The 14074-nt window shown below is 61.4% G+C and carries 14 protein-coding genes; 10 read left to right on the forward strand and 4 right to left on the reverse strand.

The window, feature by feature from the left end; translation table 11 throughout:
• Positions 1–85: 85 nt before the first annotated feature.
• From FHL16_RS19015 to FHL16_RS19025, 3 genes are read left to right on the forward strand one after another with little or no spacing between them, the layout of a single operon-like run.
• Complete coding sequence (locus FHL16_RS19015) at positions 86–1405, forward strand: type VI secretion system Vgr family protein (RefSeq protein WP_077748976.1); 1320 nt, start codon at positions 86–88, stop codon at positions 1403–1405.
• Positions 1402–2199: a DUF4123 domain-containing protein gene (locus FHL16_RS19020; protein ID WP_077748977.1), complete on the forward strand. Its 798-nt coding sequence runs from the start codon at positions 1402–1404 to the stop codon at positions 2197–2199. Before FHL16_RS19015 ends, FHL16_RS19020 begins: the two co-directional genes overlap by 4 nt.
• Positions 2200–2217: 18 nt before the next feature.
• A complete protein-coding gene (locus FHL16_RS19025; RefSeq protein WP_077748978.1) occupies positions 2218–3093 on the forward strand; it encodes an alpha/beta hydrolase in 876 nt (291 codons plus the stop codon).
• Here FHL16_RS19025 and FHL16_RS19030 read toward each other — a convergent pair.
• A complete protein-coding gene (locus FHL16_RS19030) occupies positions 3087–4436 on the reverse strand; it encodes an MATE family efflux transporter (RefSeq protein ID WP_077748979.1) in 1350 nt (449 codons plus the stop codon). The two genes, FHL16_RS19025 and FHL16_RS19030, sit on opposite strands and share 7 nt — an antisense overlap.
• A 63-nt stretch (positions 4437–4499) precedes the next feature.
• Complete coding sequence (locus FHL16_RS19035) at positions 4500–4793, reverse strand: hypothetical protein (RefSeq protein WP_010463857.1); 294 nt, start codon at positions 4791–4793, stop codon at positions 4500–4502.
• 235 nt (positions 4794–5028) lie between these two features.
• Here FHL16_RS19035 and FHL16_RS19040 point away from each other — a divergent pair, with 235 nt between their 5' ends.
• The 5 genes from FHL16_RS19040 (at position 5029) to FHL16_RS19060 (ending at position 9305) form a co-directional block, all read left to right on the forward strand.
• Positions 5029–5331: a MazG-like family protein gene (locus FHL16_RS19040; RefSeq protein WP_010463855.1), complete on the forward strand. Its 303-nt coding sequence runs from the start codon at positions 5029–5031 to the stop codon at positions 5329–5331.
• Complete coding sequence (locus tag FHL16_RS19045; RefSeq protein ID WP_010463853.1) at positions 5331–6080, forward strand: methyltransferase domain-containing protein; 750 nt, start codon at positions 5331–5333, stop codon at positions 6078–6080. The genes FHL16_RS19040 and FHL16_RS19045 overlap by 1 nt, the downstream gene beginning before the upstream one ends.
• Before the next feature lie 12 nt (positions 6081–6092).
• The gene (locus FHL16_RS19050) at positions 6093–6710 is read left to right on the forward strand and encodes a DUF4136 domain-containing protein (protein ID WP_010463851.1); all 618 of its coding nucleotides are present in this window, start codon (positions 6093–6095) and stop codon (positions 6708–6710) included.
• 54 nt (positions 6711–6764) lie between these two features.
• Positions 6765–7322, forward strand: a complete 558-nt coding sequence (locus tag FHL16_RS19055) for a DUF4136 domain-containing protein (RefSeq protein ID WP_010463848.1) — start codon at positions 6765–6767, stop codon at positions 7320–7322.
• A 141-nt stretch (positions 7323–7463) separates the two neighbouring features.
• Positions 7464–9305 (forward strand): pilus assembly protein TadG-related protein, encoded by a 1842-nt coding sequence (locus FHL16_RS19060; protein ID WP_077748980.1) that lies wholly within the window; start codon positions 7464–7466, stop codon positions 9303–9305.
• Here the strand turns inward: FHL16_RS19060 and FHL16_RS19065 are convergent.
• Both FHL16_RS19065 and FHL16_RS19070 read right to left on the reverse strand, forming a co-directional pair.
• On the reverse strand, positions 9275–12034 hold the full coding sequence (locus FHL16_RS19065; RefSeq protein ID WP_077748981.1) for a PAS domain-containing sensor histidine kinase: 2760 nt from the start codon (positions 12032–12034) through the stop codon (positions 9275–9277). The genes FHL16_RS19060 and FHL16_RS19065 overlap by 31 nt on opposite strands.
• Positions 12031–12471 carry a TadE/TadG family type IV pilus assembly protein gene (locus FHL16_RS19070; RefSeq protein WP_010463843.1) on the reverse strand — a complete coding sequence of 147 codons (441 nt, stop codon included), beginning with the start codon at positions 12469–12471 and terminating at the stop codon, positions 12031–12033. Before FHL16_RS19070 ends, FHL16_RS19065 begins: the two co-directional genes overlap by 4 nt.
• A gap of 75 nt (positions 12472–12546) precedes the next feature.
• Here FHL16_RS19070 and FHL16_RS19075 point away from each other — a divergent pair, with 75 nt between their 5' ends.
• Both FHL16_RS19075 and FHL16_RS19080 read left to right on the forward strand, forming a co-directional pair.
• Entirely contained in the window at positions 12547–13017 is a 471-nt protein-coding gene (locus tag FHL16_RS19075) for a prepilin peptidase (protein WP_077748982.1), read from the forward strand.
• A 124-nt stretch (positions 13018–13141) separates the two neighbouring features.
• A complete protein-coding gene (locus FHL16_RS19080) occupies positions 13142–13924 on the forward strand; it encodes a response regulator transcription factor (RefSeq protein WP_077748984.1) in 783 nt (260 codons plus the stop codon).
• Positions 13925–14074: the final 150 nt, after the last annotated feature.

Consider the following 14074-nt stretch of genomic DNA (forward strand, 5'->3'; position numbering starts at 1 on the left):
CATTTCCTAAGTTGTACTTCGGCTCTCTACTCGGCCAACTCTCTCGGAGAGAATCCCCGGCCGCCCCTCCTGTAGAGAATCGCCGATGTTCGATCCAGTCAACGAGCCGTCATTTCGTCTGGATGTAGAGGGTCTGCCCGACCCCGTTGAGGTCTTGGCCTTTACCGGCAGTGAAGCGATCAGCGAACCCTTTGTGTTTGACGTGGATCTGCTGATCGAAGACCCGACACTGGACCTGGCAAGCCTGCTGTACCGTCCAGCCTTTTTGCATTTCGGGCCGCCGGGGACCGGTTTTCACGGGCAGTTGCATGAGCTCGTCCAGACGGGTCATGGTGCTGCGCCCAGGCTTTGCCGTGTGCGCCTGAAGCCGAAACTGGCTTGCCTGGCCCAGCGTTTCAGCCAGCGCATCTTCAGCAACCGTTCAGTGCCCGAAATCCTCGCCCAGGTGCTCAAGGAGCATGGCATTACCGGTAAGAATCGGCGCTTTGATTTGAGCGGCGATTACCCGCCGCGTGATTTCTGTACGCAGTACCGGGAATCGGATCTGCAGTTTCTCCAGCGCCTGTGTGCCCAGGAACGGCTCCATTACCACTTCGAGCATCACCCGCGCGGGCACTGTCTGGTAGTTGGTGATAGGCAGGGGCCCTTTCAGCAGGGCGCCGAGATGGTTTTTGCACCCGACCCCGAACAGCCTGGGGTGCGCCGCTTCAAGGTTCAAGGCAACACGCAGGCGGGCGAAGGTCAGACGAATTTGACCACGTTGCGCAGCGGCCAGCGGGTTCTGCTGTCCGGCCATCCGTGTACGGACTGGAACCGTCGCTGGCTGCTGATCCAGGTCGAGCATCAGGGTGGGCAGACACCGGGGTTTGCCTACGGCAACAAGATCCACGTTGCCGGGGCGGTACCGCTTGCGGCGCCTCATTCGGTCATGAACCCCAGGATGCACAGCCTGCAGCGGGCGTGGGTGGTCGATGTCGATGAGCCGCAACCCGATTCAACCAGGCCCGTTGCCGTGCAATTTGACTGGGTCTATCAGGGCGAAGGCGCTGCGCCCAGCCACTGTTGGCTGCCATTGGCGCCGGAGTTGGGCGGCGCGCATGCCAAGCCGTTGAGAGAAGGCGCGCAGGTACTGGTGAGCTTTATCGAAGGCGATCCGGATCAACCGTTAATCACCGGGTATCTTCCCGGCCCCTCTTTCACCCACGCGTCAGGCTTGTCCGAACCTCCACCCACCACGACAACAGATGCCGACACTGCCAGCGTCGGATTGCTGCGTTTGTTGCAATCCAGCGAACCGATCGTGCTGCTGTGTCTGTTGCCTGGCGGGGGTAGTTTCAGCCATTGCGCGCAAGCCTTTTGCACCTGCCGGGCCGCGACAAGGCTTGGCCAGAGCGGTGCGGCATGATCGTCGCTCAGGCGCCGGACTCAACCGCACAATGGCTGTTGCTCGACGTACCGGGGCAGCCCCGCGCCGGCGCGAGGCTGATCCAGCAGTTTGCGCAGGCCCGACGGTTCTGGCTGTTCGATAGCACCGAGTTGCAGCCGTTACGCGAGCACGGTCCGGTGTTGGTCGACCTCAAGGGATGCCCGGCGCTGGCCGAGCTGTGCCTGCGCGAACCGCACCTCTGGAGCGGTTTGTTATTGGTCAGTGAGGCTTCGCCGTCGCAGTTGCTCGAGCATTTGCGTCGCATGCTGACCGTCACCTTTGGCCTGCATCACCGTGCTCTGTTGAGTTACTACAACCCCCACACCGCCAGTTACTTTTTTGATGCCTGCGATGCCCTGGAATTGAGTCGCTGGCTGGGGCCGATCAGTCAGTTGCGCTGGTTCGGCGGAACCTGGGCCGACCGGGCAATCGGCAGTCAGGGTTGGCAGCAGTTGTTCAATCCCGGGCTTGCCGTCAGCCCGTTGACCATCGAAGAAAACCTCACGCCCCGGCAGCGTGACACCTTGCAAACCTGCCTGCTTGAACAGCACGTCTGGCATTGGAGCCGGTCCACCGGGACCGACTACAACAGTCTGTGGGCCCTCGTGCAGGAAGGGCTGGCGCTGGGTTTCAGCGAACGCCCGGTGCTCGATGGCTGGTTATGGCTACGCTTGCAGTATCCCGACGCTTCACCCGTGCAGCCGCTACCGGGTATCACTCAGCAGGAACGTCTCGATAGCTTGCGCAATCTATGGCAGAACGATCAACCCTGAACACGAGGTTCGACATTGATGGCGAGCACAACGCGCTGGCTGTTCGGCCTGACCATGGGCATTTGTTTGCTGACCGTGATAACGGCGTGTTCACCGCTGAAAATGCTCAATGCGCTGACCCCCGACAGCACGTTCGACAAGACCGAAGGGATTGCCTATGGCGATGATCCGCGGCAGAAACTCGATGTGTATGTGCCTCGTCACCCTCTGGAGAATGCCCCGGTGGTGGTGTTTTTCTACGGCGGCAGCTGGAACAGCGGTTCACGCAGTGATTACTCTTTTGTCGGCGAGGCGCTGGCGTCGCGCGGAGTGGTTGCGGTGCTGGCGGACTATCGACTGTATCCACAGGTACGCTATCCCTTGTTCCTGGAGGACGGCGCTAAAGCCGTGGCCTGGACTCACGATCACATCCACAGGTTTTCCGGTGACCCGCAACGGTTGTACCTGATGGGCCACAGCTCCGGGGCCTATAACGTCGCGATGCTGGCGTTGGACCCCGGTCTGCTGGGGGCCGTGGGGATGTCGCCGCACGATCTGCGCGGCTGGATCGGTCTGGCCGGGCCTTATGATTTTCTGCCCATCCAGAATCCGGACGTGCGGCCCGTGTTTTTCTGGCCGGATTCTCCGCCGCAGTCACAACCGATCAATCACGTCAGTCGAGGCGCGCCGCCGGCGTTGTTGATGGCTTCGCGCGACGACGATCTGGTCAACCCGACGCGTAACACTGGCGGCCTGGCGCGCAAGCTGCGCCAGGCCGGAGTGCCGGTTCAGGACTTCTATTTTGCCCGCACCGGCCACGCCACGCTGGTGGCGACACTGTCTCGGCCCATGCGGGGTTTGGCGCCGGTGCTGGATGAGGTCAGCGCCTTCATCAGAGCCACGCCGACTCAGTAAACCTTGCCCGCGAACCAGCCGTCGTTCTTGCGCAAGTACCAGGCGAAAGCACCGAGGGTCAGGCTGCGCAGCAACATGAACAACAGGAACGTTATCCACAGCCCATGGTTGCCAAAACCTTGCAGTGCCCAGGCGAACGGCAGCAGCAGAACGACCGTCAGCAGCATGCCGTTGCGCATTTCCCGGGCCCGCGTGGCGCCGATGAACAGTCCGTCGAGCAGGTAACTCCACACGGCAATCAGCGGCAGCGCGGCGAGGTAGGGCAGGTAGATAAACGCGGTGTCGCGCACACTCTGGATGTCGGTCTGCATCTCAATGAACAAATGCCCGGCGAAGGCGAACAGCACGGCAAAACCCAGGCTCGCCAGCAACGACCAGCCGCAGGCGACCACCAATGAGCGACGCAGCGCCTCTCGATCGCGCGCGCCGATGGCATGCCCGCACAGGGCTTCCACGGCATGGGCCAGACCGTCCAGCGCGTGGGCCGTCAGCAGCAAGCCGTTGAGCAGCAGAGCGTTGGCGGCGACGGTGGCATCACCGAGCCGTGCGCCCTGCACGGTGATCAGGAAAAACACCGATTGCAACGCCAGGCTGCGGATGAAAATGTCGCGGTTGACGGCCAGCAGTGGCCGCCAGCTCTGCCACAGCGCCAGCGCGGCCCAGGCGATGTGGCCGGGATAAGCGCGCAGGGCTTTGCGGGTCATGAACAGGCCGATCAGGGCCCCGGTCCATTCGGCGATCACCGACGCCCGGGCTGCACCGACTACGCCCCAGTCCAGTCCGAGCACGAACCACAGGTTCAGCGCGATGTTCACCAGGTTGGTGCTCAGCAGAATCGCCAGCGGGGCGCGTGCGTTCTGGGTGCCCAGGAACCAGCCGACCAGCGCATAACTGGCCAGCGCCGCCGGCAGGCCGAATAGCCTTGTATGGAAAAATTCGCGGGTGAGTTGGTCAAGCTCGGCGGAGGGTTGCATGAAGTGCAGCGCGGCGCCGCTCAACGGAACGCCCAATGCGCCCAAGACAATCGCCAGCCCCATCGCCAGCAACAAGCCCTGCAACAAAATCTGCCGCAACGCCGCGCCATCCCCGCGCCCGGCAGCCTGGGCGGCAAAACCGGTAGTGCCCATGCGCAGAAAGCCCATGCCCCAGGCCAGAAAGGTATACAGGCTGGCCCCGACCGCGACGGCGCCCAACTGATGGGCGTGGGGCAGGTGGCCGATGACGGTACTGTCGACCAGTGCCACCAGCGGAACGGAAATGTTCGAAAGAATCATCGGCGCAGCCAGCGCCCAGACCCGACGATGGGTAGGGCGGTCGCGCCAGTCGGCAATCAGGTTGGACATGCAGGCTCCTTGGGGAGCGGGCATTGTAGCGGGAGGTGTCGTACTAATGTGGGAGCGGCGGTGTCAGTGGATGATCCAGCTCAGCAGCCAAAGGCCCAACACCAACCAGATAATCCCCATGATGATCGACGCATTCATGAACGCCCGGATCGCCGACCACAACAGCATCAGCCCCAGGATCAGCGCAATGATGCTGATGATCGATGTGTCCATGCCCAGTGCCCGGGACAAGCCTTCGACAAAATTGCTGCCGGCATGGCTCAGCAGGTTGAACAAGCCGCTGAGGCCATCAACGATAAACCGGATGACCGAACCGAGTGCCTGGCCGAGCCATTCGAAGAAACTTTCTACCTGCATGTCGTGAACGTCCTGATGTAAGTGGTGGCGTGCTTGCCGGACTTGGGCCATGGATTACGGTGCCGAGTTCCCCACAAGCATAGAGCGTTGCATCGACCCTGTGGGAGCGAGCTTGCTCGCGATGGCGTTTTGTCAGTCAACATCCGTGCTGGATTAAGTCCGCGCTCTCACATTCAACTGCCCACTTGCCATCCCCGGTCATCCCCCCGAAGCTATACGCCTTCAGGAGAGCCCGATGAACCTTGTTGAACTGACCGAACGCCTGCACGCCATCCGTGACCGCAACGACTGGCGGCAATTTCACAGCCCGAAAAACCTGGCCATGGCCGCGAGCGTGGAAATGTCCGAGCTGGTGGAGATTTTCCAGTGGCTGACCGAAGACCAGTCGCGCCAGTTGCCGGCGGACAAACTGGCCCACGCCGGGCAGGAAGTGGGTGACATCGTCCTCTATCTATTGCTGCTGTGCAGCGAGTTGGGGCTGGACATGAATGAAGTGGTACGCAACAAACTCGCTGACAGCGAAAAGAGGTTCAGCTGATGAGCGATCGTCATTTCGATCAACTGGCGACCCGGTTTGCCGAAAAAATCTACGGCGGGGCGAAAGGTGCGATCCGCCTGGCGGTGCTTCAGGCCGACCTGGCCGAAACCCTGCCGGACCGGCCGCTGCGCGTGTTGGATATCGGCGCGGGCCTGGGCCACATGTCGTTGTGGCTGGCCCAGCGTGGCCATGACGTCACGCTTGCCGAACCCGCCGAACCGATGCTCGAAGGCGCCCGCCAGCGGTTCGCCGACGCCGGGCAGAGCGCCACGTTCATTCAGGCACCGTGGCAGGAATTGCTCGGCCAGCTCACCGAGCCCTATGACCTGGTGCTGTGCCATGCCGTGCTGGAATGGCTTGCCGAACCCCATGCCATCCTGCCGGTGCTGCATCAACTGACCAAACAGGACGGCTGGCTCTCCCTGGCCTTCTACAACCGCGACGCGCTGATCTACCGCAACTTGCTCAAAGGCCATTTCCGCAAGATGCGCAAGAACGACATGGCCGGCGAGAAGCAGAGCCTGACCCCGCAGCAACCTCTCGATCCGCGCGAACTGGCGGCGCAACTTGAGGGCCTGTGGCAGGTCGAAAGCCAGAGTGGGGTGCGGGTTTTCCACGACTACATGCCAGTGGAATTCCAGGCCCGCGCCGAACTCGTGGACTTGCTCGAAATGGAGCTGGCCCACCGCCGTCACCCGAGCTTTGCCGGGCTTGGGCGCTATTTGCACTGGATCTGTCGGCCGGTCTGATCGGAGCGCAGCATGAAAAGTCGTTCAGGGTTACTGGTGATCTGTCTCGGGTTGGCGGCCTGCCAGGGCAGCAATCCCTATGTGGCGACCTCCAAGCCCTTGCCGCCGGCACCGCCTCAGGCGGCCAACACCTTCGACCGCAGCGCCTACCCGGCACCGCCGCGTGACTATGGGCGTTACCGCAGCTGGGCCTGGCTCAACGGGCAGCTGCCACCGGGCAGCGCCTGGGCAGACTCGGCCCAGGTCGCCGAAGCGGTCAGCAACGCCCTCGATCAGCGCGGCCTGCGTCCGCTGCACGACAACACCCGCCCGGCCGACCTGTTTGTCAGCGCCGATCTGCACCTGGAAACCCGGTTGCGCCAGGTTCGGGACGACTACGGTTATTACGGCGGTGGTTATGGCGGCTACAACCGCTACGGCACCGGTTATGGCATGTACAACACGGTGCCGATCGTGCGCACGTATCAGGAACAGGTCGTGGTGGTGCGAGTGGATCTGTTCGATGCGGGCACAGGCCAGCCAGTGTGGAGTGCCAGCGCCGAAACCGGCAGTCGGGGCAGTCAGAGTGAGCGTGGCGATGCGATACGTGAGGCTGTGGAAAAGGCCATGTCGGCGTATCCTCCCAGTTAACTTCTCACGTTGAGAGGGCGTTCACAGGTTCATGTCTTCAACCGGAGAACCATCATGATCCGTCGTTTCGCTTTACTGGCTGTGGCCGCGCTGCTCAGTGCCTGCGCCGCCAACCAGGTCAATAATGACTTCGATGCCAGCCGCGACTTCGCCGCCTATCGCACCTGGAGCTGGAAAGAACCTGCACTGCAATATCGCCCCGACGACCCACGGATCAAGAGCGACCTGACCGAACAGCGCATTCGTCAATCGGTGGCCGATCAACTGGATCAGCGTGGCCTGCGCCCGGCCGCCGCTGGCAGCAAGGGTAATTTGGACGTCCAGACTTACCTGATCGTCGAAGAACGCCAGCAACAGGTGACCACCAACTATGGCGGCGGTTGGGGTAATCCATGGAATGGCTACTGGGGCGCGCCGATGTACAACGAAACCCGCAGCGTCAGTTACAAAGTGGCGACCATCCAGATCGATTTGCTCGATGGCAAGGACGGCAAACTAGTGTGGCGTGGCAGCGATGAGCAATTGCTCAGCCGCACGACGAACCCCGCTGATCGCAGCAATGCGATACGCGAAACCGTCGCACGAATCCTCGCCAACTATCCACCGCACTGACCATCCACCCAGCCTGAAACACATGCCCGCTCCCACAAACGGTTGTGGGGTGGCTTGTTGCCAGCAGCCTTGCCCAGCGTTGTCTACACTGTTTTTCCATGGAGGTAACCCCCCGGCGGTTCACCGGCAAAGGAGTGCATGATGTCTCCACGCTTGCAATTTTGCGGCCCGTCCCGGCAACGGGGGGCGATAGGCTTGATGGCGGCGCTGACATTCGCATTGGCGCTGGTGTTCCTGCTGGTGGTGATCGACAGCGGCCGGCTCTACCTGGAAAAGCGCAACCTGCAGCGTGTCGCTGACATGGCCGCGCTCGAAGCCGCCACCCGTGGCGGTGACTGCGGCGTCGGTACAACCGCGCTCATCTACGCCACTGCCAGCGCCCAACGCAATAATTTCACCGTGCCCGGCGCGGATCGCACACTGGCCGTTGCCTGTGGTGCGCTGACCGTCGGCGCCAACAACCTTCGGGTTTTCGGCGTTGACCCGAGCAAAAGCGAAGCCGTCCGCGTGATCGTCAGCCATGGGGTGCCGCAAAGTCTCGTCGGTGGAATCGGCGCAATGTTCGGGGGCGCACCCGCCAACTCGACCATCACCCTCAGCGCCACTGCGGTGGCCGGGCTGCCGGGGCCGCCGGTCGCCCAACTGACCATTCGCAGCACCCTGGTCGACGTCAATTTGTTGAACGGCTTCCTTTCCGCGCTCGCGGGAGCGTCCATCAACCTGCCTGTCGCGAGTTGGAACGGGCTGTTGGGCGCCGACATCAACTTGCTTAAATACATGGACCAGTTGGCCATTGACCTGCAGGTCACGGCAGGCGATTACACGGGGCTGCTCGGTGCTGATGCCACCGTGGGCCAGTTACTTCAGACTGCTGCCACGGTGGCGCGACTCAATGGGGCGACGGCGGACGTGCAGGCCGGTTTCGACAGCTTGGCCATCGCGGTCGTCAGCCCGCTCAAAGTGCATTTGGGGGACCTGTTGAAAATGCAGACAGGCACCACGTCTGCCGGCCTGAACGCCAACGTGAACGCGCTTCAACTGGTGCAGGCCTTTATCGAACTCGGCAACAGCAAGAGCGCCGTGGCAGGCACCATTCCGGTGAATCTGCTGGGGCTTGGCGTCGGGGCCAGCGCAAAGATCAAAGTCATCGAACCCCCGCAGTGGTCGGCGGTGGGCAATCCCGCACTGGCAAAAATGGCGCCCTTGGGCGCCAATCGAATCTATGTGCGCACCGCTCAAGTCCGGGTGCTGGTGACATTGGATTTGTCATTGGTCACCGGTCTGCTTGGCGCGGTGACGGGGACTTTGTCCGTGGTCACCGGGTTGCTCGGGCTCGACTTGTACGTGTTGCCCAGCCCCAACCTGGACGTCAGCCTGCAAGCCGGTGGCGGCAACAGTTACGTCACCGATTACACCTGCCCCAGCGAAATCAATAAAAGCCTGACCGTGAACACCACGACCACCGTGGCTGAATTGCGTGTCGGACGGGTCAATGCGGACTGGGATTCATCGTCCGTGCCCCTGACGGTCACGCCGGTCACCCTGCTCGATATCCGCAAGGCGGGCGTACCCTTTTCCGGCGGTGGCGCTGAGCTGCAAATTTACAGTCCCGTGCTGCCGGCCAATGCCACCTCGACGTTCATCAACCCGCCGAAAGTCGGTTTGGCCCCGTCGGATCCGCCATACACCTTGACCGCTACCAACGCGGTTTCCGGATTGTCGCAAACCGTCAATGACGTGAACCTGATCGTCCACGCGCCGTCATTCACGGCCAACTTCCTGTTGGCCGCGACCTTCGAATTATTGAAAACACTGCTCAATGGCGTGATCTTGTTGCTGAAGACGACACTTGAATCAATCCTCGGTCCGCTGCTGGATAACCTGCTCGACACGCTTGTGAAAACCCTGGGAATCGAGGTCGGGAAAATCCAGGTCGGTGCCAACCTCAGTTGTTACTCCGGGCGGCCGGCGCTGGTGATCTGATCCACGGGGACCACCGGCAACTCAATGCAAAACAGCGCACCCTGCACCGAGTTACGCACACTCAGCCGCCCCTCCATGTTTTCGATGATGCCGTAACTCACCGACAACCCCAGCCCGGTGCCGATGCCCACCGGTTTAGTGGTGAAAAACGGCTCGAAAATCTTCTCCATCAACCGCGGATCTATCCCGCCACCGTTGTCCTCGACCCATATCCGCACGCATCGCTCATCCCGTTCGGCGTATAGCGCAATCCACGGATTGAACTCACGGTCGCCTTCGCGTTTGCTCAGCAGTGCATCCCGGGCGTTGACCATCAGGTTGATCAGCACTTGCTCCAACTGGTCGATAAAGCCGCGGACCTGCACGGCAAAACCAATCTCGCCGATGCGCAACTCAACCCCTTTGCCGCGCATGCCTTCGGCCAGCAGCGACAGCGTGCCTTCGATCGCGTCGGCCGGGTTGAACGGTTGCTGCTCGATGTCCGAGCGACGGCCAAACACGCGCATATGATCAACCACCCGTGCGGCGCGCTGGACCTGTGAATCGATGCGGTTGAGCTTGTCTTTCAAGTAATCGATCTGCACGTCGCCATTGTTCAAGCGCTTGAGCACATTGACGATGGCCATGCGCATCACGTTCAGCGGCTGATTGATTTCGTGAGCGAGTCCCGTGGCCATTTCGCCGAGGGTGGCCATTTTCGCGCTCTGGGTGAGTTGCTGCTGCGAGCGGCGGACTTCGGTGTTGTCGCGGCCGACTGCCTGCACTTCCAGCAAGCGACCCTCGGCGTCGAACACGCCGCGGTCCGACCAGACCCACCAGGCGTGTTCCCGCCCCGGCAGTTGCAGATAGATTTCGGCGGTACTGACCGGGGCTTGCGGCGTCAGTTGGCTGAGTCGCAGCACGAATGCCTGGCGCTGATCGTCCGACATCCAGTGGCCCAGGTTCACACCGGGCAGTTGATCGGGCTGACATTCCAGATACGTCGCCAGCGGCCGGTTGCCGAAGGTCAGGGTCAGGTCCGGGCGATAGCGGCAGATCATCGCCGGGGAGTCCTCCACCAGGATTCGATAGCGCTCTTCACTCTGTTTCACCTGCTCGGTGGCGAGGGTCGCTTCGGTGACGTCCAGCCACAAGCCGACAGCTTCCACCGGCAGGCCGAGGTCGTCGCGCAACACCTTGGCTTCGTCAAGCAGCCAGTGGTACTCGCCGCGGCTGTCGCGCAACCGGTAACGGGCGCGCACCGTGCCTTCACGCAGCAGCCGTCGGGTGCGCTCGAAATAGTGCTCGCGGTCTTCTGGATGCACCCTTTCTATCAAGGCTCCTGCGGTGCAATCGGCGAGTGTCAGGCCGAGCAACGGCAGCAGGCTGGCGCTGAAAAACGTCGGCAAGAGCGCGCCTTCAACATAGCGCTGCACGTAAATCACGGCCGGCGAGCTGGCGATCAGGTTGTCCAGTCGGGCATGGGCGGTGGCGGCGTTCTGTTCCTGGTTTTTGATGTCGCTGATGTCGAGCATGAAGCCCACCAGCCGGCGGTTTTTACCCATGCCAATGGCCTGGCCTTGCAGCCGATACCAGACGGGCGCTTGCTCACAGTGCCAGCGCACGCAGAGCAGCAACGGGGTGCCGGCGTCCTCCAGGGCGTGCAGTCGGCTGCGCAGTTCTTCGCGGTCGGCAGGGTGCACGTGATCGAGCCATTCGCCGAGCGTCAGGCGGGGGCTCGCCAGGTTCAGCGAGCTGGCCAGCGAAGGGGCCAGTTGCATTTCGGCGCTGTCGCTGAACACTTCCCACCAACCGGTGCCGAGTAGCGCTTGCAGCGACGCCAGGCGCTCCAGCTGCAAATGATGCCGATGCTCGCGCAAGCGTTCCAGCAGGGGGCTGGCGAGGGCGGCGGTGAGCTGCAACCAGTCGCCATCGTTCAATTCGGGCGCCCGCTGCTGCGCGGTGTAAAAACCGCAGAGTAACCAGGTGGCCACGCCGTGAGCATCGTAATAGGGCACTGCAAGTCCTTCGGCATGCCCGAAGGTTTCTTGCAAACGCGGGTGCTCGCCACGTGTCAGGTGTTGCGGAAAAGAACCGTTCAGGCTGTCGAGCCCGGAACCCAGGCGCTGTCCGTTCTGCCACAGCATCGGTGCATCGAAGGCCGCGTAATACTGATGGATTTGCCAGCCCTGTTCCTGCTCATCAAGCAGCGCCACCGCAATGCACGGAATGTGAAAGCGCTGAGCCAATACCTGAAGCTGCTCCTGCAACACATCGGGCAGACGGGTGAGGCTGCACAGGCGCAACTGTTCGCTGATCCTGGCCGCGAGAAGCTGGTTCTGTTCGCGGCGGCACGATTGCCGACGTTCAACCAACACATCGCTGATGTCCAGCAACTGCAACAGCCAGTTGTCCGCCAGCGGAAGGACCCAGCCGCGCAGGTGCAGTGGGTGCCCGTTGACGCTGTGAAAGTCCAGGTCGAGGATTTGGCCTTGCCAGTCGGCGGGGATACCTTCGATGACCAGGCTGCTGTGGGGCATCAGGTAATCGAGCAGCGGTGGTGCCTGTGTGGAGAGCCGTTGCGGGGCGAGCGTATGGCGTAATGGGCCGGTCAGGTGCAGCACCCGGCCTTCGCCATCCAGGTGCACCTGCAAGCCGACACTCGGCACGCTCAGGGTGTCCGGCGCAACCTGAGGTGGTGGCGATTGGCGGTTGAGCAGGCGCCCGAAGAGTTTTTCCCCGGAATTCAAAATTGCAGGCTCGAACTGGCCGAGAGGGTCGTCGGCAGGTTAGGCACCGCGCCGATGCCCGGCAGCACCAGAAACGGCAGCACCTGGTTGAGTTTGGTGGTGGGGTAATCGATGTTGACCTTGAGCATGCCGCCGACGAAGGTGATGGTCGAATCGGTGGCGACATTGAAGTTCAGTGCGGCGGGAATCCACGCCAGTTGCCGGGTCAGTTCAGCTGAGGCTGTGGCTTGGACGTTGGCGGCGTAACCGGGCGTGCCCGGGTCCACCGCCACGCTGCGCCGCACCGCTTCGGCGGTCGACTGGTTGAACGACTGCATGAGCAACAGTGGCAGGCTGTAACTGACAATGGCGTAAAACACAGCGAAAAAAATCACGAACACCAAGGCGAACTCAATCGCTACGGCGCCTTTTTGCTGGCGGGGGAGGCTCGAATTCATGACTGCGTCTACCCTGACTGTCACTGCGTAATATCAGCATAGAATCATTCAGCCAAAAGGGACTTTTTTTACGCAATGCAAACTTTTGTCCTACTGATCTGGCTGACGCTTTGCGCAGCGCAGGATGCCCGTGAAAAGCACATTGCCAACTCGTTGACCCTTGGCGCGGGGGTGTTGGCGTTGGCGTTTCTGCTATGGACCGACACCACTTGGCTGGGGGCAGAAGGGGCGCAGGGTGGCTGGGCTGCTTTTCTGGCACTGGCCTTCACGTTGCCCGGTTACGCGCTGAGGCGATTGGGCGCCGGGGATGTGAAATTAATGACAGCCTTGGGTTTGGCGACGGACGGAATGCATCTGCTGGGCAGCTTTGTCGGGGCCGCGCTGGCCAGCGTGTGCTGGCTGCTGCTCGCGCCAAAAGTATGGCCTCATATGAGTCAACGGGTTAGGGAGCGTCTTCGATATTTAGGCCCTGGGCTGTCAAAAAAGCAGCCATTTGCGCCGTTCGTGCTGATGGGTTTTTCATTGGCCCTGCTTTGGATTCGCTAGTCATGTTGTTCCATCCCCCCTATGTACATAGTCGGAAAGTGCGTCTACTTTTCAGATTGATAGTCGTACGGCCAGTGGCTTTCGTACAGGAACGGTCAGCTGTAGACCGAGCATGGAGTGGCGCGTGAACAAATTCACCTCGGCAGTAAAAGTCCTCGTGGTTGATGATCAGGCGTTGATTGTTGAAGAACTTTGCGAGTTTCTGGAGGCGAGCGGCTATCGCTGCGTTCCCTGTGAATCGAGCAAGCAAGCCATTTCCCGTTACGGCGAAGACCTGCAAATCGGCCTGGTGCTGTGTGATTTGCATATGCCTGACATGGACGGGATTGAGCTGGTGAAGGAGTTGCAGCGGATGTCCGGCAAGCACCGGGCCTTCGAGGCGATCATGCTGACTGGGCGTGCGGACAAGCAGGATGTGATCAAGGCCTTGCGGGCAGGGATTGCCGATTACTACCAGAAGCCGATTGATCTCGATGAGTTGCTCGAAGGGGTTCAGCGACAAGAGGTGGCGTTGCAAGATCGGCAGAAGAATCTGCAGTTGGGGCATTTGAATCAGAAGCTGCAGTACCTGACTGAGTCGATCGATGATTTGTATCAGGATCTGGATAAGGTGCGGCGTGGTCCGCAGGGGGCGGATTCTTCCGGGGCTGATGTCAGTGATGTGGATCGGGTGGAGATCCCGGCGATTTTCAATCAGTTGTCGCCCCGGCAGCTGGATGTGGCGCGGTTGGTGGGGAAGGGGCAGACCAATTATCAGATTGCCTGTGAGTTGGGGATTACCGAGAACACGGTGAAGTTGTATGTGTCGCAGGTGTTGCGGTTGACGCATATGCATAATCGGACGCAATTGGCGTTGGCGTTGTCGCCCGCTAACTCCGGGATGCGCCAGCGGGTTACGGCTCACTGAGTGTGGTGGGTCGCTTTTGGCGGCCTTTGGGCCGACCATGTTCTTGGTGGTTGTGTGCATATCCATTTTTGCGGTAACGGCGGCTGGCGGTTTCGCCCTTACGGCGAGTCCCTTTTGTCAAACGCCCGGAGTGCCGGCCCAGCCAAAAGG

The organism is Pseudomonas sp. FSL W5-0299 (assembly GCF_005930655.1).
Taxonomy (GTDB): Bacteria; Pseudomonadota; Gammaproteobacteria; order Pseudomonadales; family Pseudomonadaceae; genus Aquipseudomonas; species Aquipseudomonas mandelii.

Coding starts and splice junctions, on each gene's coding strand:
- FHL16_RS19025 (WP_077748978.1), top strand. CDS start 2,218: ATGGCGAGCACAACGCGCTGGCTGTTCGGCCTGACCATGGGCATTTGT.
- FHL16_RS19045 (WP_010463853.1), top strand. CDS start 5,331: ATGAGCGATCGTCATTTCGATCAACTGGCGACCCGGTTTGCCGAAAAA.
- FHL16_RS19040 (WP_010463855.1), top strand. CDS start 5,029: ATGAACCTTGTTGAACTGACCGAACGCCTGCACGCCATCCGTGACCGC.
- FHL16_RS19030 (WP_077748979.1), bottom strand. CDS start 4,436: ATGTCCAACCTGATTGCCGACTGGCGCGACCGCCCTACCCATCGTCGG.
- FHL16_RS19070 (WP_010463843.1), bottom strand. CDS start 12,471: ATGAATTCGAGCCTCCCCCGCCAGCAAAAAGGCGCCGTAGCGATTGAG.
- FHL16_RS19035 (WP_010463857.1), bottom strand. CDS start 4,793: ATGCAGGTAGAAAGTTTCTTCGAATGGCTCGGCCAGGCACTCGGTTCG.
- FHL16_RS19015 (WP_077748976.1), top strand. CDS start 86: ATGTTCGATCCAGTCAACGAGCCGTCATTTCGTCTGGATGTAGAGGGT.
- FHL16_RS19020 (WP_077748977.1), top strand. CDS start 1,402: ATGATCGTCGCTCAGGCGCCGGACTCAACCGCACAATGGCTGTTGCTC.
- FHL16_RS19075 (WP_077748982.1), top strand. CDS start 12,547: ATGCAAACTTTTGTCCTACTGATCTGGCTGACGCTTTGCGCAGCGCAG.
- FHL16_RS19050 (WP_010463851.1), top strand. CDS start 6,093: ATGAAAAGTCGTTCAGGGTTACTGGTGATCTGTCTCGGGTTGGCGGCC.
- FHL16_RS19060 (WP_077748980.1), top strand. CDS start 7,464: ATGTCTCCACGCTTGCAATTTTGCGGCCCGTCCCGGCAACGGGGGGCG.
- FHL16_RS19055 (WP_010463848.1), top strand. CDS start 6,765: ATGATCCGTCGTTTCGCTTTACTGGCTGTGGCCGCGCTGCTCAGTGCC.